The sequence below is a fragment of the Dyella sp. CR10 genome, assembly GCF_055814425.1.
The window spans coordinates 1,415,472-1,439,033 of the sequence record NZ_CP185986.1 but is presented as its reverse complement, the minus strand read 5'-3'; the positions used below and the strand labels follow the sequence as shown (position 1 = coordinate 1,439,033).

Below are 23,562 nucleotides of genomic sequence, written 5' to 3'. Positions count from 1 at the left end.
GCAGGCTTCGGAAGCGGGCCGTCAGCCCGCGCCGCCCAGCGCGCCCATGAACTGCCGGTAATAGCGCAGCTCCTCGATGGAGTCGCGGATATCCGACAGCGCGGTATGCGCCGATTCCTTGCTGAAGTTCTTGCAGATGCTTGGCGACCAGCGGCGCGACAGCTCCTTGAGCGTGGACACGTCGAGGTTGCGGTAGTGGAAATAGCGCTCCAGGCGCGGCATCTGGCGATGCATGAAGCGGCGATCCTGGCAGATCGAATTGCCGCACATCGGCGACTTGCCCGCAGGCACCCAGGCTTTGAGGAAATCGAGCGTGGCCTGCTCGGCTGCCGTATGGTCGTCGGCGGACGCGAGCACCTGCTCCCACAGCCCGGACTTGCGATGCTGATTGCGGTTCCAGGCGTCCATCGCCTCCAGCCGCTCCGACTCGTGCCGGATGGCGAACACCGGCCCCTCGGCCAGGATGTTCAGTTCCTTGTCGGTCACGATGGTGGCGATCTCGAGAATGGAGTCGTTATCGGTATCCAGGCCGGTCATTTCCAGATCGATCCAGATCAGGTTGTCGTCGTTCGCTTGGCTCATGCGCCCTCCTGGCCACGCAGTCTAGCAGCAGGCCGCACGCGGCCCGAGTGTGCGGGCCCGGCCCGGGGGCAGTCATGTGCGGGCGCGCACATCGGCCACGCGCCTCCATGCGATCATCCCGCCATGCAGACCTTCTTCTGGCACGACTACGAAACCAGCGGCGCCGATCCCTGGCGCGACCGCCCGCTGCAGTTCGCGGGCATCCGCACCACGATGGACCTGGAAATCGTTGGTGAACCGGTGATGTTCTTCGGCAAGCCTCCACGCGAGATGCCGCCTCATCCGGAAGCCTGCCTGATCACCGGCATCACTCCCCAGCAGGCCGAGCGCGACGGCCTGGGCGAGGCCGACTTCGCCGCACGCGTGCACGAGCAGCTGGCTGCACCGGGCACCTGCGGCGTGGGCTACAACTCGCTGCGCTTCGACGACGAGTTCACGCGGCAGATGCTCTACCGCAACTTTCACGAACCCTACGGCCGCGAGTGGGAGAACGGCAATTCGCGCTGGGACCTGATCGACCTGGTACGCATGTGCGCCGCGCTGCGCCCGGAGGGCATCGAGTGGCCCCTGCGCGAGGACGGCACCCTGAGCTTCAGGCTCGAGCACCTCGCCGCCGCCAACCACCTTCAACAGGAGCGCGCGCACGATGCACTCTCCGACGTGCACGCGCTGATCGGCCTGGCGCGCCTGATCCGGGTGCGCCAGCCGCGCCTGTGGGATTGGCACTTCGCCCTGCGCCGCAAGCAGAAAGTGTTCGAACTGCTGGACGTGGTCGGCATGACGCCCGTGCTGCATGTGTCCTCGCGCTACCCGGCCAGCCGCTTCTGCCTGGCCATCGTCGCGCCGATCGCCCAGCATCCGACCCGGTCGGGCGAGATCATCGTGTACGACCTGTCGGTCGATCCCTCGCCACTGCTGGCCCTGGACGAGGACGAGATCGCCGACCGCGTGTTCACCGCCCGCGCCGATCTGCCCGAGGGGATCGAACGCATCCCCCTGCGTACCGTGCGCGCGAACCGCGCGCCGGCGCTGGCGCCGCTGTCGGTGCTCAAGGGTGCCGATACCGCGCGCCTGCAACTGGATGTGGAGCGCTGCCTCGCCCACCGCGACCAGCTCGCCGCCATCGACGGCCTGGCCGAAAAGCTGCGCCGCGTCTTCCAGCGCGCCGCCGACCTGCCGCCGCCGGCCGACCCCGAGCTGGCTATCTACAGCGGCTTCCTGCCCGACGCGGACAAGCGCCTTCTGGCGGAAGTGCGCGCCGCGCCGCCCGAACAGCTGGGAGTACGCACCTTTCCGTTCCGCGATGCCCGTTATCCGGAACTGCTGTTCCGTTACCGGGCGCGCAACTGGCCGGAAACTCTCACGCCTGACGAACGCGAACGCTGGGACGCCTTCCGTCGTGAGCGGCTGACCAAGCCGACGCCACTGACCAGCCTCACCCTGGACGATTACTTCGCCCGCATTGCGCTGCTGCGCGCCGAACATGCGAACGATGCGACCAAGCTCGCTCTGCTCGACCAGTTGCAGGTCTGGGGCGACACGCTCGCCGCGGATCTCGCCCCCTTGCCCGCCTGACGCCAAGAGAACCATGGCCACTGCTTACTTCACCCCCGCGACGTTCCGCTTCCTCCGTGCGCTGGACCGCAACAACAACCGCGAATGGTTCCAGGCGCACAAGGCCGAATACGAACGCGATGTGCGCGACCCGTTCCTGCAACTGATCGCCGACATGCAGGCGCCGCTGAGCAAGATCAGCGCCTATTACCGCGCCGATGCCCGCAAGAACGGCGGCTCGCTGTTTCGTATCTATCGCGATACGCGTTTCTCCAACAACAAGGAACCGTACAAGCCCTGGCAGGGTGCGCGCTTCTTCCACGAGCGCCGGCACGAGATCCCCGCGCCGTCGTTCTACGTGCATATCCAGTCGGGCGACTGCTTCGCCGGCGGCGGCATGTGGCATCCGGAGCCGGATGCGCTGAAGCGCATCCGCGCCTTCCTTGCCGACAATCCGGCGGCCTGGAAGCGCGCCACGCAGAGCAAGGCCTTCCGTGAGCACTTCACCTTCTGGGGCGAGGCGCTGACCCGCCCGCCGCGCGGCTTCGATCCGGCGCACGAGCTGATCGAGGACATCAAGCGCAAGGATTTCGCCGCTGGCGAAGGCTTCGACGAGAAGCTGGCCTGTTCGGCCGAACTGCGCCCATGGCTGGTCGAGACCTATAAGCGGCTGGCGCCGATGATCGATTATCTGTGCGCCACCCAGGAACTGGATTTCTGACCAGGCGGCATCCCGGCGACGCGATTACTGCTCGTGGAAGGTCCGCCGTGTCCTCAACAGATACAGCGCACAGGCCACTCCCACCACGGCAGTGATCGCAACGTAGTGCGCCGGCGCCATCGCACCCAGCTTCGCAGCCAGGTAAGCGATCAGCGGCGGCGTGATCGCACCGAACACGGCATAGGCGATGTTGTAGGAAAACGACAGGCCGGAAAAGCGTACGGCTGGTGGAAACACCGCCACCATCACCGCCGGGATCACGCCCACCACGCCCACACACAGGCCGGCCAGCGCGTACAGCAGCATGAAATGCTCCGCCCCCTGCCCCAGGTCGCGGTATAGCAGGTAAGTGCTGACCAGCAGTGCCAGCGAGCCGACCAGCAACGAGCGCCCGCGCCCGAAACGATCCACCGCCAGCCCACCGCCGATGCAACCGAAACACAGCATCAGCGCTGCAAGGCTGTTACCGCGGAATGCCAGCGACTGCGGCAGATGGAAGCTGCTCTGTACCAGTGTCGGCGTCATCAGGATCACCACCACGATCGCCGCGGTCAGCATCCAGGTCACCGCCATGCACAGCAGCACGCCGTCCAGGTGACCGGTGAGTACGCGCTTGAGCGGCAGTTCGCTGGCCAGCTCCTTGCGCTCGCGCATCGCCGCGAATACCGGCGTCTCGCTCAGCCAACGGCGCAGCCATACCGCGAAGAAACCGAACACGCCACCGAGAATGAAGGGGATGCGCCAGCCATAGGCCACCACCTTGTCCGTTCCCATCCCGCTGATGCCCGCAGCAACCAGCGAGCCGATGAGAATGCCGGCGGTGAGGCCAGAGGTGAGGCTGGCGCAAGCGAAGCCCACGCGTCCGGCCGGCGCATGCTCGGCCACGAAGACCCAGGCTCCCGGCACTTCACCACCGATCGCGACACCCTGCACCACGCGCAGCAACAACAACAGGATCGGCGCCAGCACCCCCATGCCCAGCCGGGCATCCAGCTGCGCGAACGTGGGCAGCAGGCCGATACACAGCGTCGGCAGCGCCATCAGGAACACGCTCAGGGTGAACATCCGCTTGCGCCCCGAACGGTCGCCGAAGTGCGCCATCACGATGCCGCCCAGCGGCCGGGCGAGATAGCCGGCCGCGAAGATGCCGTATACCTGCACCTGCGCCAGCCATTCGGGCATGTCCGCGGGAAAGAACAGCTGACCCAGCATCTTGGTGAAAAACACGAATACGACGAAATCGTAGAACTCCAGCGCGCCGCCGAGAGCGGCCAGGCCAAGGGTGCGGAAGTCGTTGCGGGTCAGCGGCGAGGTGTCCAGCGAAGGCACGGACGGAGCGGCTTGCATCATCGTCGGCAGCGGGGAGCATGGCGGAAGGTTCGCGGACCATAGCACCCAGCGCCACCGGATGCTGCCGCCAGAAGTGTACGAATCCGATATTCCATTCCACCGACCGTTTGCTAGGCTAGCGGCGCGCCGGAGAAGGACCCCCGGGGCAGTAGGGGCAATCAAAGCACGTCCGTTTGGCCTTCCCTTCCCGCCTTCGCAAGGAGACCTGCTCATGAGCATTGGCAAGCGCTTGACCGCCGAATTCTTCGGCACTTTCTGGCTGGTATTCGGCGGTTGCGGCAGCGCCGTGCTGGCCGCGGCATTTCCCGGTCTTGGCATCGGCTTCGCGGGCGTCGCGCTCGCCTTCGGCCTCACCGTGGTGACCATGGCATACGCCGTGGGCCATATTTCCGGCGGCCACTTCAATCCGGCCGTCACGGTGGGTCTGTGTGCCGGCGGCCGCTTCCCGGCCAAAGACGTGGTGCCTTACATCGTCGCCCAGGTCATCGGTGCCATCGCCGCCGGTGGCGTGCTCTACATGATCGCCAGCGGCAAGAGCGACTTCAATGCCAGCACAGGCTTCGCCTCCAACGGCTATGGCGATCATTCCCCGGGCGGCTATTCCCTGCACGCCGCAATCGTGGCCGAACTGGTCCTCACCGCGTTCTTCCTGCTGGTGATCCACGGCTCGACCGACAAGCGCGCGCCGGCCGGCTTCGGCCCCCTGGCCATCGGCCTGGCCCTCACCTTGATCCACCTGATCAGCATCCCGGTGACCAATACGTCGGTGAACCCGGCGCGCAGCACTGGCGTGGCGATCTTCCAGGGCAGCTGGGCGCTGCAGCAGCTGTGGGTGTTCTGGCTGGTGCCGCTGATCGGCGGCGCGATAGGTGGCCTGATCTACCGCCACCTGCTCGAAAGCAAGGACTGACCGCAAACCATAAAGGCCGGGCGCCTGGGCATCGGGAAGATGCTCCAGGCGCCCGGCCTTTTTCCTGGGTGTGTCAGCGGCTCAGTTGGTGCGGCGGAACATCATGCCGGCGCCCAGCGCGATCAGCGCCAGCGGCCACCAGGTGGCGAACAGCTGGCCCAGCCTCAGGTCGACGCCGAGATTGCGTAACAGAAACAGCACGCCGATGACGATCAGAATGACGCCGGGTACGCTGGGTTTCATCGAAGTCTCGTAGTGGTCGGTACGGCGGCCACTCTGCGGGCGCGGCCCAAGGGAGTCAATCCGTCGCGGACAGCCATTCCGCGCCTGTTGGGAAAGCCTTCCTAGGCCTCGGCGAACGGGAATGCCAGCACCTCGGCGATCGCATCGGTACCGGCCAGGCACATCAGCAGCCGCTCCATGCCCATGGCTACGCCGGCGCAATCGGGCATCGCATCGAGCACGGCCAGCAGGTGCTCGTCCAACGGGATCTCACGTAGATCACGTCCACGGCGCACCGCGTTGTCGCGCTCGAAGCGCCTGCGCTGTTCGGCTCCGTCGTTGAGTTCGTGGTAGCCATTGGCCAGCTCATAACGCCCCAGGTAAAGCTCGAAGCGCTCGGCCATCGGCGGATCGCCCGGCCGGATGCGCGCGAGCGCACACTGGCTGGCCGGATAATCGTGGATCACGGTGATGCGATCACGCGGAAAGGCCGGCTGCAGCTTGTGCGTGATCAGCAGATCCAGCCAATCGTCGCGCCCCAGTCCTTCCGGGCCGATCCCATAGCCGGCCAGCGGCGCGCGCAGCTCGTCGATGGACGCATGGATCGGATCCAGCCCCAGCTCATCGAGGAACAGCTGCCGGTAACTTTCCACCACCACTTCGGCACGGCGGCCGACCAGGCCCAGAGCCGCCTGCACCAGCGTAATGGCCTCCTCCATCAGCTGCCGGTGATCCCAGCCCACGCGGTACCACTCCAGCATGGTGAACTCGGGATTGTGCCGCCCGCCCGCCTCGCCATTGCGGAACACGCGGCCGAGTTCATAGCAATCGCCTACGCCGGCGGCGAGCAGGCGCTTGAGCGGATATTCCGGCGAGGTGCGCAGCCAGCGCTCGCGCGGGCCGGCATCGACGTGGCCGCTGAATTGCGTGCTGAAACTCTCGATGTTCGGATCTGTGTTGCCGGCCGCCGACAATATCGGCGTCTCCACTTCCAGCACGCCGCGTTCGGTGAAAAAGCTGCGTACCAGCGCATTCAAGCCGGCGCGCAGTTGCAGCGACGCCCGGCTGCGCGGCAGCGGCACGACACGGCGGGAATCCTTCGCCGTCATGCCCCGCCCTCGTGTTCGGCCAGGAGGGCCAGCAGGCGTGCCTCGTCCCATACCTCCACGCCCAATTCCTGCGCCTTGTCCAGCTTGGAACCTGCGGCCTCGCCAGCGACCACAAAGCTGGTCTTCTTGGAGACCGAGCCGGAGACCTTCGCACCCAGTGCCTCCAACCGTTCTTTGGCCTCATCGCGCGTCAAGCCGGCCAGGGTGCCGGTAAGCACCACCGTCTGCCCTTCGAGCGGCGCCGCCGTCGCCTTTGCAGACTGGGGAATCGCATCCAGCAGACGCTGCATCGCCGCCTCTGCCCCGGCCAGCGCCGCGAGATTTTCCCGGTCCGCCAGGAACGCCTCCAGATTGGTCGCGGCTGCCGACGGCACGCCGGCCACCACCCAGTGCGCGGCGCCTGCATCCGCCAGCTGCTTCAGGCTGCGATAATGCTGTGCCAGCAGCTGTGTGCTCTTGGGCCCCAGCTTGGACACCTTCGCCGTATCGAGCAGCACATCCAGGCCCAGTTGGCCGCGCAGTTTGGGCGACGGTGCGCTTTCGTCGCCGAGCACGATGCCGGAAGCCAGCAAATCGTCGACCACCTTCTGATTGCCTTCCTGCGCGAAGAAGCCATCGATGGAACGGGCCACTTCATCGCCGATGTCCGGCAGCACACGCAGCACGGGCGCAGGCATGGAGCGCACCAGGTCCAGGCGACCCAGCCAGGTTGCCAGCGTCTTGGCCGTGCTTTCGCCGATATGCATGATGCCCAGCGCGTACAGGAAGCGCGGCAGCGTGCTGCGCTTGCTCGCCTCGATCGCCTCCAGCAGATTCTCCGCCCACTTGGTGGCAACCTTGCCCTGCTTCACTGTTTCCGGCGTGGTGCCATCGCGCTCGTCGGCGCGGCGCTTCATCTCGAGGAAATCATCCAGCGTCAGCTTGTACAGATCCGCCGGCGTGTGCACGTAGCCGAAGTCCACCAGCGCATCGACGAAGCGCTCGCCGACGCCTTCGATATCCATCGCGCGGCGTGCGGCAAAGTGGATCAGCGCCTCCTTGCGCTGCGCGGCGCAGATCAGTCCGCCCGAGCACCGCCACACCGCCTCGCCTTCTTCGCGCAGCAGCTCCGAACCGCAAACCGGGCAATGCGATGGCATATGCCATGCCTTGGCATGCGGCGGACGCAGCTCCGGCATCACCCGCACTACTTCCGGAATCACGTCGCCCGCGCGGCGCACGATCACGGTATCGCCCACGCGCACATCCAGGCGCGCCACCTGATCGGCGTTGTGCAGGGTCGCGTTGCTGACCGTGACGCCGGCCACCTGCACCGGCTTGAGCCGCGCCAGCGGCGTGGCGGCGCCGGTGCGGCCGATGTTGATCTCGATCGCCTCGACCGTCGTGGTCTGCTCCTGCGCAGGGAACTTGTGCGCGATGGCCCAGCGCGGCGCGCGCGAGACGAAGCCCATCTCGCGCTGACCTGCGTAGTCGTCCAGCTTGTAGACCACGCCGTCGATGTCGAACGGCAGCTTGTCGCGCTTCTCGCCGATCCGGCGGTAGTAGGCGATCAGGCCTTTGAAGCCCTTGGCCGTGCCCACCTCGTGCGACACGGGAAAGCCCCAGTCGCGCAGCTTCTGCAGTGTCGCCGAATGCGTGTCCGGGATCTCGCCGCCTTCCACCACACCAATGGCATAAGCGAAGAAGCTCAGCTTGCGCTTCTTGGTGATGGCCGGATCCAGCTGCCGCAGTGAACCGGCCGCGCCATTGCGCGGATTGGCCAGGACTTTCTCGCCATGTGCACGGGCATGCGCGTTGAATGCCTCGAAATCCTTGCGCAGCATGATCACTTCGCCGCGCACTTCCAGCACCTTCGGCCAATCGTCGCCGCGCAGATGCAATGGGATCGCCTCGACGGTACGCAGGTTGGCGGTGACATCCTCGCCGGTCTCGCCGTCGCCTCGCGTCGCGCCCTGCATGAACACGCCGTTCTCGTAGCGCAGGCTGATCGCCAGACCGTCGAGCTTCGGCTCCACCGAGAACACCGGCTCGCGCCGATGCAGGGTCTGCTCGATACGGCGCTCGAATTCGGCCACCTCGCGGAAACGCTCCCGATCGCCATCGCCCTCCTGCTCGAAAGCATTGCTCAGCGACAGCATCGGCATGGCATGGCGCACCTCGGCGAAGCCGCCTACCGCCTTGGCGCCCACTCGCCGTGTCGGCGAATCGGGCGTAGCCAGTTCGGGATATTGATTCTCCAGCGCTTCCAGCTCGCGCAGCATGCGGTCGAACTCGGCGTCGGTGATCTGCGGCTCGTCCAGCACGTGATAGCAGTAGTTGGCGCGCTCGATGCGCTCGCGCAAGTCGACCGCGCGGGCACGGGCCTCGGGGGCGGCATGGGAATGGGTCATGGGATGCTCCTTCTGCTCGGGAGTTTAGCGAAGTAAGCAGACCGAAAGCGGCGGGGGCTAGCTTAGATGACGGGGGACATCCGACCTGCTCGGGAGGGGTTTGGCCATGCGTGTCACCGGAATTACTGCTTGCCTGCTCGCGGCCGCCACGATGGCCGCCAGCCTGCCGTCACCCGCCTTGGCCGGCGGCGGCCCGTTCGGGATCGACCACAAGATCCGCTACGACAACAGCGGCGTGTGGAAGCGCACCAACCAGAACATCGTCTACTACGGCACCATCCTCTCCGTCGGCGCCGGCGCGCTCTGGTTGGGCGACGACGGGGACGGGCTCGGCGACACGCTCTGGCGCTCGGTCGATTCGATGGTGGTCACCGCGGTGGGCACCCAGGCGCTGAAATGGACCTTCCAGCGCGAACGCCCATCACAGACCGACAGCCCCAACCGGTGGTTCAAGGGCTTGCACGCCCAGAGCTTCCCCAGCGGGGAGGTCGCCGCGGTCACCGCAGCCGTGACGCCGATCATGGCGCGCTACGGCGACGAGCACCCGGCCGTCTACGCCCTGGCCCTGCTGCCCGCCTACGATGCAGTGGCCCGCGTGAAAACCCACGGCCACTGGCAGAGCGATGTGCTGGTGGGCGCGGCGATCGGCGCCGGCGTCGGCATCTGGGCCTCACGCCGCCAGTCGCCCTGGGTCGTGAGCTTCCTGCCGCACGGCGTGCAGATCGGTTTCTCCAAGCACTGGGACTGACCGCGACGCGGAAGCGGCGGCGCTTGCCGCTGCTCTTCACGCCGCCTGCACGGAAACTCAGCGGTGCAGGTGTCCGGCTGCCTCCGGCTGATAGCTGATCTCCACGACGCGCAGGTGACGCACGCGACCTTCCGGCATCGGCCAATCGATCGTCTGGCCCTTGGCCAGGCCCAGCAAGGCGCTACCGACCGGGGCGAGCACGGAGACGTGCCCGGCTTCCCCGGCCGCGGCGGGATACACCAGCGTCAGGGTGAGGCGCTCGCCATGGCTTTCATCCTCTACCACCACCCGCGAGTTCATCGTCACCACGTCCGCCGGCATCTGCGCCGGCTCGCGTACTTCGGCGCGGTCCAGTTCGTCGCGCAGGGCCGCGTAGCTTTCGGCCTGCGCTACAGGCATGCGCTCCAGCAGCGCGTCGATGCGCTCGAGGTCGAGGCGGGAAATGATGATGGGCGGTTTGCTGCTCATAGCGATGTCCTGGCGATGTCCTGATCGATGGCGTCCGTGCGCCGCTTGCACAAAAAATTCGCGCCGGGAACGGAAGCGCCCGGCGCGAGTGGATTCGATGGCCTTTTTGGCGGCCTGGATGAAACGCCACTGACTTTGGACGGCCAACGCATGAAAAGCAAGCCAGCTTAGGCGCTATCATGCGCGGGTCATGTCCGATACCTCCGCAGCCACGGAAGTGCCGCCCGAGTTGAGCACTCCCGCCGCCGGCGCGCCGTCCGTCCCGCCATCGCCTTCCTCGCGCGAACGCTATCGCGGCCTGATCTGGCTGGTCGCCGCAGCCTTCTTCATGCAGGCGCTCGATTCCACCATCGTCAACACCGCGGTGCCGGCGATGGCCGAAGCGCTGGAGGTCACGCCCCTGGGCATGCGCATCGCGCTGACCAGCTATGTGCTCACGCTGGCGATCTTCATCCCCGCCAGCCCGTGGATGTGCGACCGCTTCGGCACGCGTCATGTGTTCGCCGCGGCCATCGCCACCTTCACCGCCGGCTCGCTGCTCTGCGGCGTGGCGCAGACGCTGCCGCAACTGGTGGGCGCACGCGTGCTGCAGGGCCTGGGCGGCGCCGCGCTGATGCCGGTCGGCCGCTATGTGCTCGTACGCAGCATCGACAAGCGCGACTTCGTGCGCGCGATGAGTACGGTCGCCACGGTCGGCCTGCTCGGCTCGGTGATCGGCCCGCTGCTCGGCGGCGTGCTGGCGCAATACACCTCATGGCGCCTGATCTTCCTGATCAATGTCCCGGTCGGCATCGTGGGTTATTGGATGAACCAGCGCGAGATGCCCGACTACCGCCTGGCCGATCCGCACCGCTTCGACCTGCCGGGCTTCCTGCTGTTCGCCACTGCGTCGGCCATGCTGCTGACCGCGTCCGAAGTAGCAAGCGGCGGCGGCGGGCAGTGGCCGCAGATCGCGATCAGCGGCGCGTTTGCGGTGATCTTCGGCGGTGTGTACGTATGGCACAGCCGCCGCACCGAGTATCCGGTGGCCGACCTGGGCCTGCTGCGCGTACGCAGCGTGTGGGTTTCGCTGGCCGGCAACCTGTTCACCCGCCTGGGCGTGTCCGGCATGTTCCTGTTGCTGGTGCTGTTCCTGCAGGTGGGCTGCGGCTGGTCGCCGACCATGGCCGGCCTGATGATGGTGCCGCAGGCGCTGGGTTCGATCTGCGCCAAGTGGGTGATCAACCGCCTGCTGCAGCGCATGGGCTACCGCCGCTTCCTGTTGTCCAACACGCTGATCGTCGCCGTGCTGCTGGCCTCCTTCGCCCTGTTGGGCAAGGACTCGCCGATGTGGCTGATCGCGGCGCTGGTGTTCGTCTACGGCGGCTTCATGGGCCTGCAGTACACCGCGATGAACACGCTGATCTACAACGACCTGGACGTGAAGTACGCGTCCATGGCGTCGTCCATGGCCTCCACCGCGCAATACCTGTCGATGAGCTTCGGCATCGCCCTGGCTTCGCTGCTGATGGAGGCCCTGATGCAGGGCCATGCGCACGAGGACTACGTGGTCTCGTTCCGCTGGACGGTGCTGCTGCTGGGCATCGTCACCGCCACCGCCAGCTGGGTCTTCAGTCGCCTGGGACGCGATGCGCCGAAGCGCGGCGCGACCATGTAGCATGCCCCGGGTCTGATTCACCGGAAGAACCTGCATGCACCACGCAGCCGACATCCTGCTCACCCTGTTCATCGTGTTCGTCGCCGCGCAGATCGGCGGCGAAATCGCGCAACGGCTCAAGCTGCCGGGCGTCGTCGGCGAGATTGCCGCCGGCTGCGTGGTGGGCCCGTCCGTGCTGGGCTGGATCAAGCCCGATCAGATCGCCACCGGCACACCGCTGGACGTGCTCGCCGAAATAGGTGTGGTCCTACTGCTGTTCGCCGTAGGCCTGGAAACGCGCCTGGAGGATCTCAAGCGCGTCGGCAAGGTCGCCTTCCTGGTGGGCGTGCTCGGCGTACTGGTGCCGTTCGGCCTGGGCGGCGTGTGGGCGCATGCCAGCGGCTACGACTGGGGCAAGTCACTGTTCATTGCAGCCGCCTTCGTCGCCACCTCGGCGGGCATCACCGCGCGCGTGCTGCAGGAGCTCAACGCGCTGCAGCGCACCGAGAGCAAGGTGATCCTCGGCGCCGCGGTCATCGACGACATCCTCGCCATGCTGCTGCTGGGCGTGGTGGTCTCGCTGCAGGGCGGCGAGGGTTTCAACCTGATGCACCTGGCAACCACGCTCGTCGGCGCCATCGGCTTCATCGCGGTGATCGGCTTCGGCGGTGCGCGCGCGATGCGCTGGAATTCCAGCTGGCTGGACAAGCCCCGCGCTCAGCATTCGGCGCTGGGCATCGTGCTGGCGCTGTGCCTGGGCCTGGCCTACGTCTCCACCCTGTTCGGCCTGGCGGCGATCATCGGCGCCTTCCTGGCCGGCATGATCGCCTCGGAGACACGCCAGCAGCACACGCTGGAAAAGCAGGTGCAGCCGCTGCTCGCCCTGCTCACGCCGTTCTTCTTCGTGATCACCGGCAGCAAGATCGATTTGCAGCAGCTGGGCAGCGCCGATGCGCTGGTCACGCTGGCTATCGTCACCGCCATCGCGATCGTGTCCAAGCTTGCCGGCGGCTTTCTCGGCGCGCTCTCGCTGGGCAAGCGCGGCGCCACCATCGTCGGCTTCGGCATGGTGCCGCGCGGCGAAGTAGGCGTGGTGATCGCCAGCCTGGGCCTCACCGCCGGCGTCTTCAGCGACCGCACCTACGCCATCATCGTGGCGATGTCGCTGCTCACCGCGATGGTGACGCCGCCGGTGCTGGCGTTGCTGCTCAAGCGCGCTGACGGCGGCGTGGTGGAGCCCGACACGCGCGGCTGATCAGCCGCGCCCGCGCATCGCCTGGTACGCGTCCAGCGCGTGCCGGCGCGATGCGGCCAGATCGACCATCGGCGCGGGGTAACCGCTGTCGCCGAGCCGTGCCGGATCCTTCCATGGTTCGTGGAGCAGCGGCACGGGTGCACGCCTCAACTCCGGCAGCCAGCGACGCAGATACTCGCCCTCCCCGTCGAATTTCTGCGCCTGGCTCGTCGGATTGAACACGCGAAAGTACGGCGCCGCATCCGCGCCACAGCCGGCTACCCACTGCCAGCCCAGCGTATTGTTCGCCAGATCCGCATCCACCAGCGTGTCCCAGAACCAACGCGCACCGTGCTGCCAATGCTGGCGCAGGTTCTTGGTGAGGAAACTCGCCACCACCATGCGTACGCGGTTATGCATCCAGCCGGTGTGCCACAGCTCGCGCATGCCCGCGTCGACCAGCGGAATGCCCGTGCAACCGCGCCGCCAGCGCTCCAGCAGCGCTTCGTCGCCGTCGGCCCACCGGAAATTCGCGAAGCTCGGGTTGAAGTTCTCCGTGGGCGTGCGCGGGAAGTGGTACAGCAAGTGATGCGCGAATTCGCGCCAGCCCAGTTCGCGCAGGAACGGCTCCACATCAGGGCGGCGCCGGCTCGCGCGCTCACGGGCCTCGTGGTGAAGGCGATGATGGATCTGCCGCGGCGAGATCTCGCCGAAATGCAGATGCGGCGAAAGACGCGAGGTACCGTGCCTGGCCGGCAGGTCGCGCAGACCCGCGTAGCCGCTCAACGCATCGTCGACGAACAGTTCCAGCGCCTCCTTCGCGCCGCGCTCGCCAGGCGTCCAGGTCTCGCCGAGGCCCGAGTCCCAGCGAATGCGCGGCAGCAGATCCAGCGCTTCCAGGGGAATACCGCCCTCCGCCATGGCGAAGCGCACCGCAGGCACCGGTTGCGGTGCGTCCGGCGCCAGCCGCGGCCGCACGGCGCGCCAGAACGGCGTGAACACCCGGTAGGGCTCGCCCTGTTTCGTAGTCACCTGCCACGGCTCCACCCAGAGCGCGGCCTGAAAGCTTTCCGCTTCGATCCGCTGCGCGCGCAGCGCGGCCTTGATGTGCGTATCGCGCGCGATCGCCGCCGGCTCGTAGCGCCGATTCCAATACACCGCCGTGGCGCCGGTCGCGCGACACAGTGCGAGCAGGTTCCCCAGGCTGTCCCCCACGCGCAGATGCAGACCACCGCCATTCTGTGCCAGCGTCCCCGACAACGCCGCCAGCGAGTGATGCAGCCACCACCGGCTCGCCTCACCCGGTGGCCAATCCCCCTCTTCTTCCGGAGCGTGGATATAGACCGGAAGCACGCACTCGTGCGCCGCACTCGCGGCGGTCAGGGCCGGGTTATCGGCCAGGCGCAGATCATGGCGGAACCAGACGATGGCAGTCATGGAAGAGCATCGTTCCGACGGCAGAGGCGTGCATGATGCATCAGTACCGGCAGCGGCACGATCAGCCATCCAGTTGCGCAAGCGCCATCGCACCCACTCGCGTATCCACCTCGGCGGGGGCGCCATCCTGGATCAGCCACGCCGCGGACAAACCGGTCCAGGCCACGATCCATCGAAGCAACCGGGTGCGTTCCAGCCCCGAATGCTCGAGCACGATGTCCAGGCGACGCAGGAAACGCTCGTGCAGCACAGCCACCGGGCGCTCGGGAAAATCCATGTCCGGATTGCAGAAGAGATTGGCGTAATCGAAGGCGCGGTCGCCACGGATGTGCTTGGGATCGATCGCCAGCCAGCCGCGCTCGCCGAAATCCAGCACGTTGTCGTGGTGGATGTCACCATGCAACGGGATCGCCTCCCCTTGCCCGGCCAGCAAAGAGCGCGCCTCCGCCGCCGCGCGAAGCAGCCAGCCGCCATGCGAGCGCGCAGTCGGCTCCAATGCCTCGAACCATACCGGCAAGGTCACCAGCCCTTCGGGCACTGGCCGGGATCGCGCCTTGTGCAAACCCGCGATGACGTCGCAAAGAATCCGCGTCGCCTCGTCATCCCTTCCGTCCTGCGCGTATGAAGTCAACGATCGATGCCCCGACGCGCGCTCCATCAAGATGGCATCGCCTTCTACGTCGAATACCTTCGCCGCCCCCTCGCCGCCCCACCAGTCAAGCAGGATGCCCCCGAACCGTTCCTCGGCATCGGTGGCGACCTTCAGCATCATGGGAATGCCATCGCGGCGAACCGGCAACAGGCGAGCGCGGGGCGTGACGATAGCTTCACCGTCGGGCGCGAGTCGCCAGCGGTCGATCTGATGAGAGAACCATTGCGTATTCATATCGCCCTGCACCGGCGGGAACCAGGCATGCCCGGCTCTGATGGTGCCCGATTCCTGTTAGCATGGCGGCCCTGGACGGCCATGCGCCGTCCATCCGGACCAGGAGAGATGGCCGAGCGGTTTAAGGCACCGGTCTTGAAAACCGGCGAAGGGTCAAACCTTCCGTGGGTTCGAATCCCACTCTCTCCGCCAGATACCAGAACGCCCCCGCATGGGGGCGTTCTGGTATCTGGCGGAGAAATCGAAATTCCAAAAAAAGCCCGGCATTCGCCGGGCTTTTCCATGCCGGGGCACATGCCCTCAGGCGATCTTTTCCAGCCCGTGCATATAAGGCCGCAACGCGTCCGGCACCGTGATCGAACCATCGGCGTTCTGATAGTTCTCCATCACCGCCACCAGCGTGCGGCCCACGGCGAGACCCGAGCCATTCAAGGTGTGCAGCAGCTCGGGCTTGCTGGTGGCGGGGTTACGCCAGCGGGCCTGCATGCGGCGGGCCTGGAAGTCGCCGCAGTTGGAGCACGAGGAAATCTCGCGATACGTGTTCTGGCTCGGCAGCCACACTTCGAGGTCGTAGGTCTTGATCGCCGCGAAGCCCATGTCGCCGGTGCACAGCAATACCTTGCGATAGGGCAGGCCCAGCAGCTGCAACACCTTCTCGGCGTGGCCGACCATTTCTTCCAGCTGCGCGTGCGACTGCTCCGGCGTGGCGATCTGCACCATCTCGACCTTTTCGAACTGGTGCTGGCGGATCATGCCGCGCGTGTCGCGACCGTAGCTGCCCGCTTCGGCACGAAAGCACATCGAATGCGCGGTCAGGCGCATCGGCAGCGCGTCGGCTTCGACGATGGTGTCGGCGACCAAATTGGTCAACGCGACTTCCGCGGTCGGAATCAGATAACGCTTGCTGTCGCCCACGTGGGTGGCGAACAGGTCTTCCTCGAACTTCGGCAGCTGGCCGGTGCCCTGCATGGTCTCGGCATTGACCAGCAGCGGTACGTTGCACTCCAGATAGCCGTGCTCGCTGGCGTGCAGGTTGAGCATGAACTGGGCGAGCGCGCGATGCAGCTGGGCGAGCTGGCCGCGCATCACCGTGAAGCGCGCGCCGGACAGCTTGGCGCCGGCATCGGCATCGAGCCAGCCGTGGCGGGCGCCGAGGTCGACATGGTCCTTCACTTCGAAATCGAAGGCGCGCGGCGTGCCCCAGCGCAACTGTTCGGCGTTCTCGGTTTCGTCCTTGCCCAGCGGCACGGACTCGTGCGGGATATTGGGGATGCCCAGCGCGATCTGCGCGAGCTTCGCCTGCACCTCGGCCAACGCATGTTCGTTGGCCTTGAGCTTGTCGCCGATGCCGGCGACCTCGGCCATCAGCGGCGCGACGTCTTCGCCCTTGGCCTTGGCCTGGCCGATCGCCTTGGAACGCGTGTTGCGCAGGTTCTGCAGCTCCTGCGTCTCGGTGGACAGCCGCTTGCGCTCGCTCTCCAGGGCTTCCACGGCGGATACGTCGAGGTCGTAGCCACGGGTTTCCTTGAGGCGCGCGGCGGTGTCGGCCAGGCGCGAGCGCAGCAGTGCGGGGTCCAGCATGATCGGGTCCGGTGGCGGTCTTGGAACGGCCGATTATGGCGGCCGGCCCCGTATGGCCGCAATGCGACGGGGCCGCGACGCCCCTTGGTGCGCCACGGCCCGCGACACCGCTCCAGTCAGACTTGCCGGCGTTCCCCGCGCCCCAGCCACCAGGCCATGGCGGCGCCCGCCAACAGCCAGCCCACCACCTGTGCCGTGAGCGCGGCCAGCGTGAAATCCAGCGGGAAGCGATACCAGTTCCAGTACGGCACCATGGAACTCAGCCAGGCGAACAGCGCCGCCGCCACGGCAATCCCCAGGCGCGTGGCGAAGCCAAACGCAGCCAGCCCCATGACGAAAGCCAATGCCAGCGCGGATAACGTGTCGGAAGCCCACTGCCTGCCAAGCTGCGGGCCCATCCGCATCATGTCCTCGCCTTGCGGCATGTACACGATCCAGGCGTACGGCGACGACTTGGCCTTGTCGGAATAGGCGTTGACCGCCGCCTGATCGGACATCTTGGCGGGATCGAACGAAGGCAGGATGTACACACCGGTTTGCCTCCCCAGCTCCTGGTGCAGGCTGCTCAGCACGACGTCCTCGCCAGCGGGTTGCCGAATGCCGACGCTGCCCAGGCCCAGCGCCATGTGCGCCACGGCGCCCCAGATGAACATCACGATGCCGCCGATCAGAGCGGCCACGAGTACGCGCATATCCGTCCCTCCCCCGGTTCGAGTGCTGCGGTGGCGGAAATCTATGCCCGCGCGCCGAAGCCCCGCAAGGGCGGCCGCGGCAGCAGCTCAGAGGCGCGAGGCGCCGATCGGCAAGTGGGCGACGCGATGCATTTCCGCCTCGTCCCACAGCGTCGGATCGCGCAGATAGTCCAAGGCGAAATCGTGCGCGTCGCCACCCCAGAAGAGATGTCCGTCGATGGACAACGTCGGCACGCCGAACACCTGCTCGGCCATGGCGGCATCGAAATTGGCCTTGAGCTGCGCCTTCACCGCAGGCTCGGCGATCGCCGCGGCCGGATCAGCGATGCCCAGACGCGCCGCCACCGGCGCCAGCGCCTGTGCGCTATCGCCTGTCTGCCCCTGCCCCCAGATCCAGTCGAAGATCGCCTCGGTGGCCCGCACATCGCCGCCCGCGGCAATGCACAGGCGCAAGGCGGCGAGCGGATTGAACGGATGCGCTGACGGAAAGCGCAGCGGATACCCCGCCTGCCGCGCGCGCCACAGCACATGCCGATAGATGAACTCGCGCTTGGCCGGAATTTCCGCCGGCCCTTTCTGGCCGACGCGGTCGAGCACTCCGGCGAACAGGATCGGCCGCAACATCACCGGCCGCTCTTCGGCCAGCGCCTTGATCTTCGGCCATTGCAGCCAGGCGAAGGGAGAGACGAAATCGAAGTACCAGGCGATAGACATCACGGGCCCCATGGGTGACGACGTGCTACGCACGCCGTGGAAGTCACTTCTTGTCGTCGCGTGCCTGCCGCCGCGCCTCACGCAAGCTCAGCAGCTTCTCGCGCAGTTTCAGCTCCAGGCCGCGCTCCACCGGCTCGTAGAACACCGTGCCTTCCAGCGCGTCGGGCAGGCATTGCTGGTCGAGGGCGATGCCGCCCTCAGCATCGTGGTCGTACTGATAGCCCTTGCCGTAACCGAGGCCTTTCATCAGCTTGGTGGGTGCGTTGCGCAGGTGCATCGGCACCTCGAGCGTGCCAGTGTCGCGCACTACGGCGCGAGCCTGGTTGTAAGCGTTGTAGGCGGCGTTGCTCTTCGGTGCGATGGCGAGCCAGATGGCCAGTTGCGCGAGACCGAGTTCGCCTTCGGGACTGCCGAGGCGCTCGTAGGTGTCCCAAGCATCCAGCGCCATGCGCCAGGCGCGCGGCTCGGCCAGGCCGACGTCTTCCACCGCCATGCGGGTCATGCGGCGGGCCAGGTATAGAGGATCCACGCCGCCGTCGAGCATGCGGCACAGCCAGTACACCGCCGCGTCGGGATCGGACGAGCGCACGGATTTGTGCAGCGCCGAGATCTGGTCGTAGAACTGCTCGCCGCCCTTGTCGAAGCGTCGCGTGCGATCGGCCAGCACCTGCTCGAGCGTGGCTTCGTCGATACGGCCGTCCTCGGCCAATTCGGCGGCGATCTCCAGCAGCGTGAGCGCGCGGCGCACATCGCCGTCGGCGGCACGCGCGATCAAGTGCAGCGATTCGTCGCTCACCGTCAGCCCCTGCCCGCCCAGGCCGCGCTCCTCGTCGGCCAGCGCACGCTTGAGCGCACCGACGATGTCGTCCGCCGACACCGCCTCGAGCACATGCACGCGGCAACGCGACAGCAGCGCGGAGTTGAGTTCGAACGACGGATTCTCGGTGGTGGCGCCGACGAAGATGATCACGCCGCGCTCGATATGCGGCAGGAAGGCATCCTGCTGCGCCTTGTTGAAGCGATGCACCTCGTCCACGAACAGCACGGTGCGTCGCCCCTGCGCGAAGTTAGCCTCCGCCTCGGCCAGCGCCTTGCGCACCTCCGGCAACCCCGACAGCACGGCAGAAATGGCGCGGAAATCGGCGTCGGCATAGCGCGCCACCAGCAGCGCCAGCGTGGTCTTGCCGCAACCGGGCGGCCCCCACAACACCATCGAATGCACGCGGCCGGCTTCCAGCGCGCGGCGCAACGCCTTGCCTGGCGCCAGCACGCGCTGCTGGCCCACGATTTCATCCAGGCTGCGCGGCCGCATGCGCTCGGCCAGCGGCTTCAGCTCGTCGGATTCGGGGAAAAGGTCGGAAGAGGAGGAACCACGGGCGGACATGCGGCCGATGATAGCGCCCCGCCACTCAATCGGTCAGATGGCGATGGCGGTAGATCGCGTAGGCCAGGCCGATGACACCGGTCATCACCGCCGGCAGCAGCAGCGTACGCTCGGCCAGCACGCCGAAGGCCAGCGCACCGATCGCGCTGCCTGCGATGAAACTGCCGGCCACCAGCACGCAAACCTGGATGCGCAACCGGTCGACCTCCAGCCCGCGCAAGCGCTGGCCGAGGTAAATGCCAAGATCCGTGAAGATGCCGGACAGATGCGTCGTACGGAACGTCGCGCCGCTATAGGTACTGGCCATCGCGTTCTGCAAGCCGCAGGCGATCGAGGCCAGGTAGAGGCCGATGTCGTTGCTGGCGTGGATCAATGGCACTGCCGCGAACAGCAGCGCCGACTCCACCATCAATGCGACACCGTAGCGCCGCCCCAGCTTCAGCGTGTGCTGCTGCACGATGAAACCGCTGAGCACCGCACCGCCAAGAAAGGCCGTGATGGCCAGCGCCCAGTGCACCAGTTCGCCGCGGTTGCCTTCGGCGGCCGCCACGCCCATCAGCGTGGCGGTACCGGTAAGGTGGGTGATCGCCTGATGGCGGAACCCCATGAAGCCGACGGCGTTGATCATGCCGGCGATGAAGGCCAGCAGCCCTCCGCCGATCCAGGCCCAGCGCGGCAGCTGGCGTAACATGGGAGAGCGGTCAGTCCTTCAGCGGCTGCGTCTGGATCACCGGCGCGTCGCCGATCACGTCGGCGCCTTTCGGCGGCACGAAGTTGAAGGTCGCCGGCGGGATCGTCGGATTGCGCTGCCAGCCGGAGAAACGGATATCCGTCACCGCACCGAGTTGGTCGCGGAAGGTCATGCGCGCCAGGCCGTTCGCGTCGAAACCCAGGTCAGCATAGGCGAACTGCGGATCCTTGGCGGTGGAGGTCAGGCGCAACCAGGCCAGGCCCTCGCGCTCGCCCTGCTCGGTCACCTTGAAGTCGCGGTCCATCTGCTTGAGGTCCGTCAGCACCGTCAGCGGGCTGTGCGCCTCCTCGGTGCTCTGCACGCGCACGGTCACCTGATCCAGGTCCGGGTCGTACAGCCACACGCGGCTGCCGTCGGCCACGATGGTCTGCTTGTACGGGGCCAGCGTTTCCCAGCGGAACTGGCGCGGCGCTTCCAGTGCCAGCGTGCCGGAGCTGGGCTTGCCGGCGTTGCCGTTGGCGTCGGTGAGGGTCTGGCTGAACTGGCCGGTCAGCGCGTGCAGGCCGGTGGCAAAAGCATCCAGCCGCGCGCGCGCCGGGCCGGCGGCGGCATGGACGGCGCCGGCGGCCGTCAGGGCCAGCGCGGCGCAGAAAGCGAAAAAGCGGTTCATGAGGGTCCCTGTTGACGTATGGCGATGGCGGCGCAGTCTGCGCCGCCATCGCTTAATGAAAGACGCTTGCGTTCACTTGGGCGGCGGCGGCGCCAGCACCTCGCGGTTGCCGTTGTGCTGCGGGGCGCTGACCACGCCGTCCTGCTCCATCTGCTCGATCAGTCGCGCGGCGCGGTTGTAGCCGATGCGCAGGTGGCGCTGCACGCCGGAAATGGACGCGCGCCGCGTCTCGGTGACGATGCGCACCGCCTTGTCGTACAGCTGAGTGTCGGCGTCGCCGCCTTCCTCGCCATCCTGCGGCAGCCCGGAGTCGTTGATGAACTTGCCATCGGCGGTGGCCTGCACCTCTTCCAGCACACCCTCGATGTACTGCGGCGAGCCCTGAGCCCGCAACCAGTTCACCACGCCATGCACTTCATGGTCGTCCACGAACGCGCCGTGCACGCGCTCCGGCGTCGCCGTGCCGGGCGGCAGATAAAGCATGTCGCCGTGGCCCAGCAGCGCTTCGGCGCCGGACTGGTCGAGAATGGTGCGCGAATCGATCTTGCTCGACACCTGAAAGGCGATGCGGGTCGGGATGTTGGCCTTGATGAGGCCGGTGATCACGTCCACCGACGGGCGCTGCGTCGCCAGCACCAGATGCACGCCGGCCGCGCGCGCCTTCTGTGCGAGGCGGGCGATCAGCTCTTCGACCTTCTTGCCGACGATCATCATCATGTCGGCGAACTCGTCGATGATGATCACGATGTACGGCAGCGGCTCCAGCGGCTCGGCGGCCAGATTCGGCATCTCCGGATTCGGACGGAACAACGGATCCAGCAGCGGCTGGCCGGCGTTCTCGGCGTCCTTCACCTTCTTGTTGAAACCCGCCAGGTTGCGCACGCCCACCGCAGCCATCAGCTTGTAGCGGCGCTCCATTTCGGCCACGCACCAGCGCAGCGCGTTGGCCGCCTCCTTCATGTCCGTCACGACCGGCGCCAGCAGATGCGGGATGCCCTCGTAGACCGACAGTTCCAGCATCTTCGGGTCGATCATGATCATGCGCACGTCCTTGGCGCTGGCCTTGTACAGCAGGCTCAGCACCATGGCGTTCACCGCCACCGACTTGCCCGAGCCGGTGGTACCGGCCACCAGCAGGTGCGGCATCTTCGCCAGATCCGCCACCACCGGGCGGCCGGCGATGTCCTTGCCCAGAGCCAGCGCCAGCGGCGACTTGGTCTGGTCGTATTTCTCCGAACGCAGGATCTCCGACAGATACACGATCTGCTTCTTGGCGTTGGGGATCTCCAGGCCGATCACGTTCTTGCCCGGGATCACGTCGACCACGCGCACGCTCACCACGGAAAGGCCGCGCGCGATGTCCTTGTCCAGGCTCGACACCTGCGAGCCGCGCACACCAGCCGCCGGCTCCAGCTCGAAGCGGGTGATCACCGGGCCCGGGTACACGCCCATCACCTTGGCTTCGATGCGGAAGTCCTTGAGCTTCAGCTCGACCTGGCGCGACAGCACCTCGAGCGTTTCCTCGGAGTAGCCCGGCCCCTGTGGCGGCGCCTCGTCCAGCAGCGACAGCGGCGGCAGCTCGCCGGCCGCGGAAGCCCCGGTGAACAGCGGAATCTGCGTCTCGACCTTGGCGCGCTCGCTCTTGGGCGCCGGCGGCGGCGGTGCTTCGATGCGCACCGGTTCGCGCTTGGCCTGCTTGACTGCCTCGACTTTCTTGACCACGTCGCGCTCGGCACGTGCCTGGCGCGCGGCCAGCGCCTCGGGCGCCTCTTTGAGCTTGCCGCCGAACCAGCCGCCGATCTTCAGCATGCCCTGCCCGATCAGGTCCATCAGCTTGAACCAGGACAGCCCCGTCGCCAGCGTCACCGCGATCAGGAAGATCGCCAGCAGCAGCAGCGGCGCACCGGTGTCGCCGAACGCATGCAGCAGCCCGCGCCCCACCCACATGCCGATGATGCCGCCCACACCCTGGGGCAGCACCGGTTCGTCGTGGAACTTCAGGTACAGCAGCGCCGGCGCGGTGATGAAGAAGAACACCGAGCCGATCAGCCGCAGCGACGGCTCCCACGGCTGCACCGTGCGCACGCCACGGTGGCGCAGCACCTGCACGCCCAGCGCCAGCAACAGCAGCGGGAAGCAGTAGGCCACCAGGCCGAAGATGTAGCGCAGCAGGTTGGCGATATTCGCCCCCACTTCGCCGCCGAAGTTGCGCGCATGCTCCACCGTGCTGGCGTGGCCCCAGCTCGGGTCCTGGTCGTTGTAGCTGAACAGGCAGACCAGCAGATACAGCGCCAGCGGCAGCAGCAACAGTGCGCCGGCTTCACGCAGGCGGCGCTTCAGCTCCTCGCTGAGGCCCTCGCGTTCCTTTTCTTTCGCTTTCTTGACGTTCGCGCTACGCGCCACCGTATTCCTCGCGTGCCGGTCCGAAGGACCCGCTTCTACTGCGTCGTCCCGGCAAAAGCCAGAACAGCCGGATTCCGTACCGGACCCCCACGCCCCCGCGGGTCCCGAACCTGAGCCCCGGCCGGAGCCGGGGTGCGACGACGTGGCCAGGCCCCGTCGGTTCCGCCGCCTTGAATCGTC

At 66.9% G+C, this 23,562-nt stretch carries 21 protein-coding genes and 1 tRNA gene; 7 read left to right on the top strand and 15 right to left on the bottom strand.

Annotation, left to right across the window (positions count from 1 at the left end):
• Window positions 1–21: 21 nt before the first annotated feature.
• Window positions 22–582 carry an oligoribonuclease gene (orn, locus tag ACNR9O_RS06610; protein ID WP_473682043.1) on the bottom strand — a complete coding sequence of 187 codons (561 nt, stop codon included), beginning with the start codon at window positions 580–582 and terminating at the stop codon, window positions 22–24.
• Between the two features lie 123 nt (window positions 583–705).
• On the opposite strand from orn, the gene sbcB reads away from it, so the two are divergent.
• Complete coding sequence (gene sbcB, locus ACNR9O_RS06605; RefSeq protein ID WP_473682044.1) at window positions 706–2,157, top strand: exodeoxyribonuclease I; 1,452 nt, start codon at window positions 706–708, stop codon at window positions 2,155–2,157.
• 13 nt (window positions 2,158–2,170) lie between these two features.
• Window positions 2,171–2,857: a DUF2461 domain-containing protein gene (locus ACNR9O_RS06600; protein ID WP_473682045.1), complete on the top strand. Its 687-nt coding sequence runs from the start codon at window positions 2,171–2,173 to the stop codon at window positions 2,855–2,857.
• A 24-nt stretch (window positions 2,858–2,881) separates the two neighbouring features.
• Here ACNR9O_RS06600 and ACNR9O_RS06595 read toward each other — a convergent pair whose 3' ends face one another.
• Window positions 2,882–4,207 (bottom strand): MFS transporter, encoded by a 1,326-nt coding sequence (locus tag ACNR9O_RS06595; protein WP_473682046.1) that lies wholly within the window; start codon window positions 4,205–4,207, stop codon window positions 2,882–2,884.
• Between the two features lie 211 nt (window positions 4,208–4,418).
• On the opposite strand from ACNR9O_RS06595, the gene aqpZ reads away from it, so the two are divergent.
• Entirely contained in the window at window positions 4,419–5,117 is a 699-nt protein-coding gene (aqpZ, locus tag ACNR9O_RS06590; RefSeq protein ID WP_473682047.1) for an aquaporin Z, read from the top strand.
• Window positions 5,118–5,198: 81 nt separating this feature from the next.
• Here the strand turns inward: aqpZ and ACNR9O_RS06585 are convergent, their stop codons facing one another.
• The 3 genes from ACNR9O_RS06585 to ligA all read right to left on the bottom strand — a co-directional run bounded on the left by ACNR9O_RS06585 (window position 5,199) and on the right by ligA (window position 8,838).
• Complete coding sequence (locus ACNR9O_RS06585) at window positions 5,199–5,360, bottom strand: LiaI-LiaF-like domain-containing protein (RefSeq protein ID WP_473682048.1); 162 nt, start codon at window positions 5,358–5,360, stop codon at window positions 5,199–5,201.
• Window positions 5,361–5,461: 101 nt separating this feature from the next.
• The gene (epmA, locus tag ACNR9O_RS06580; protein WP_473682049.1) at window positions 5,462–6,448 is read right to left on the bottom strand and encodes an EF-P lysine aminoacylase EpmA; all 987 of its coding nucleotides are present in this window, start codon (window positions 6,446–6,448) and stop codon (window positions 5,462–5,464) included.
• Window positions 6,445–8,838, bottom strand: a complete 2,394-nt coding sequence (gene ligA / locus ACNR9O_RS06575) for an NAD-dependent DNA ligase LigA (RefSeq protein ID WP_473682050.1) — start codon at window positions 8,836–8,838, stop codon at window positions 6,445–6,447. Before ligA ends, epmA begins: the two co-directional genes overlap by 4 nt.
• Before the next feature lie 151 nt (window positions 8,839–8,989).
• Between ligA and ACNR9O_RS06570 the strand changes: the two genes are divergently transcribed.
• Complete coding sequence (locus ACNR9O_RS06570) at window positions 8,990–9,586, top strand: phosphatase PAP2 family protein (RefSeq protein WP_473700756.1); 597 nt, start codon at window positions 8,990–8,992, stop codon at window positions 9,584–9,586.
• 57 nt (window positions 9,587–9,643) lie between these two features.
• Here the strand turns inward: ACNR9O_RS06570 and rnk are convergent, their stop codons facing one another.
• The gene (rnk, locus tag ACNR9O_RS06565) at window positions 9,644–10,054 is read right to left on the bottom strand and encodes a nucleoside diphosphate kinase regulator (RefSeq protein WP_473682053.1); all 411 of its coding nucleotides are present in this window, start codon (window positions 10,052–10,054) and stop codon (window positions 9,644–9,646) included.
• 190 nt (window positions 10,055–10,244) lie between these two features.
• On the opposite strand from rnk, the gene ACNR9O_RS06560 reads away from it, so the two are divergent.
• Together ACNR9O_RS06560 and ACNR9O_RS06555 are read left to right on the top strand one after the other, a co-directional pair.
• Complete coding sequence (locus tag ACNR9O_RS06560; protein ID WP_473682054.1) at window positions 10,245–11,711, top strand: MFS transporter; 1,467 nt, start codon at window positions 10,245–10,247, stop codon at window positions 11,709–11,711.
• A 34-nt stretch (window positions 11,712–11,745) separates the two neighbouring features.
• Window positions 11,746–12,945, top strand: a complete 1,200-nt coding sequence (locus ACNR9O_RS06555; protein ID WP_473682056.1) for a cation:proton antiporter — start codon at window positions 11,746–11,748, stop codon at window positions 12,943–12,945.
• On the opposite strand, the gene ACNR9O_RS06550 is transcribed toward ACNR9O_RS06555, so the two are convergent.
• Together ACNR9O_RS06550 and ACNR9O_RS06545 are read right to left on the bottom strand one after the other, a co-directional pair.
• Window positions 12,946–14,361: a cryptochrome/photolyase family protein gene (locus tag ACNR9O_RS06550; protein WP_473682057.1), complete on the bottom strand. Its 1,416-nt coding sequence runs from the start codon at window positions 14,359–14,361 to the stop codon at window positions 12,946–12,948.
• A 61-nt stretch (window positions 14,362–14,422) separates the two neighbouring features.
• A complete protein-coding gene (locus ACNR9O_RS06545; protein WP_473682058.1) occupies window positions 14,423–15,247 on the bottom strand; it encodes an aminoglycoside phosphotransferase family protein in 825 nt (274 codons plus the stop codon).
• A 102-nt stretch (window positions 15,248–15,349) separates the two neighbouring features.
• On the opposite strand from ACNR9O_RS06545, the gene ACNR9O_RS06540 reads away from it, so the two are divergent.
• A tRNA-Ser gene (locus tag ACNR9O_RS06540) sits at window positions 15,350–15,439 on the top strand.
• 108 nt (window positions 15,440–15,547) lie between these two features.
• On the opposite strand, the gene serS is transcribed toward ACNR9O_RS06540, so the two are convergent.
• The 7 genes from serS to ACNR9O_RS06505 form a co-directional block, all read right to left on the bottom strand.
• Complete coding sequence (gene serS, locus ACNR9O_RS06535) at window positions 15,548–16,828, bottom strand: serine--tRNA ligase (RefSeq protein WP_473682059.1); 1,281 nt, start codon at window positions 16,826–16,828, stop codon at window positions 15,548–15,550.
• A 116-nt stretch (window positions 16,829–16,944) separates the two neighbouring features.
• On the bottom strand, window positions 16,945–17,520 hold the full coding sequence (locus ACNR9O_RS06530) for a hypothetical protein (RefSeq protein ID WP_473682060.1): 576 nt from the start codon (window positions 17,518–17,520) through the stop codon (window positions 16,945–16,947).
• An 87-nt stretch (window positions 17,521–17,607) separates the two neighbouring features.
• Window positions 17,608–18,237 (bottom strand): DsbA family protein, encoded by a 630-nt coding sequence (locus tag ACNR9O_RS06525; protein ID WP_473700713.1) that lies wholly within the window; start codon window positions 18,235–18,237, stop codon window positions 17,608–17,610.
• Window positions 18,238–18,277: 40 nt separating this feature from the next.
• Window positions 18,278–19,618: a replication-associated recombination protein A gene (locus ACNR9O_RS06520; protein ID WP_473682063.1), complete on the bottom strand. Its 1,341-nt coding sequence runs from the start codon at window positions 19,616–19,618 to the stop codon at window positions 18,278–18,280.
• 25 nt (window positions 19,619–19,643) lie between these two features.
• The gene (locus ACNR9O_RS06515; RefSeq protein ID WP_473682065.1) at window positions 19,644–20,309 is read right to left on the bottom strand and encodes a YoaK family protein; all 666 of its coding nucleotides are present in this window, start codon (window positions 20,307–20,309) and stop codon (window positions 19,644–19,646) included.
• 10 nt (window positions 20,310–20,319) lie between these two features.
• On the bottom strand, window positions 20,320–20,979 hold the full coding sequence (lolA, locus tag ACNR9O_RS06510; protein WP_473682066.1) for an outer membrane lipoprotein periplasmic chaperone LolA: 660 nt from the start codon (window positions 20,977–20,979) through the stop codon (window positions 20,320–20,322).
• 72 nt (window positions 20,980–21,051) lie between these two features.
• Window positions 21,052–23,382: a DNA translocase FtsK gene (locus ACNR9O_RS06505; protein ID WP_473682067.1), complete on the bottom strand. Its 2,331-nt coding sequence runs from the start codon at window positions 23,380–23,382 to the stop codon at window positions 21,052–21,054.
• Between the last annotated feature and the right edge of the window lie 180 nt (window positions 23,383–23,562).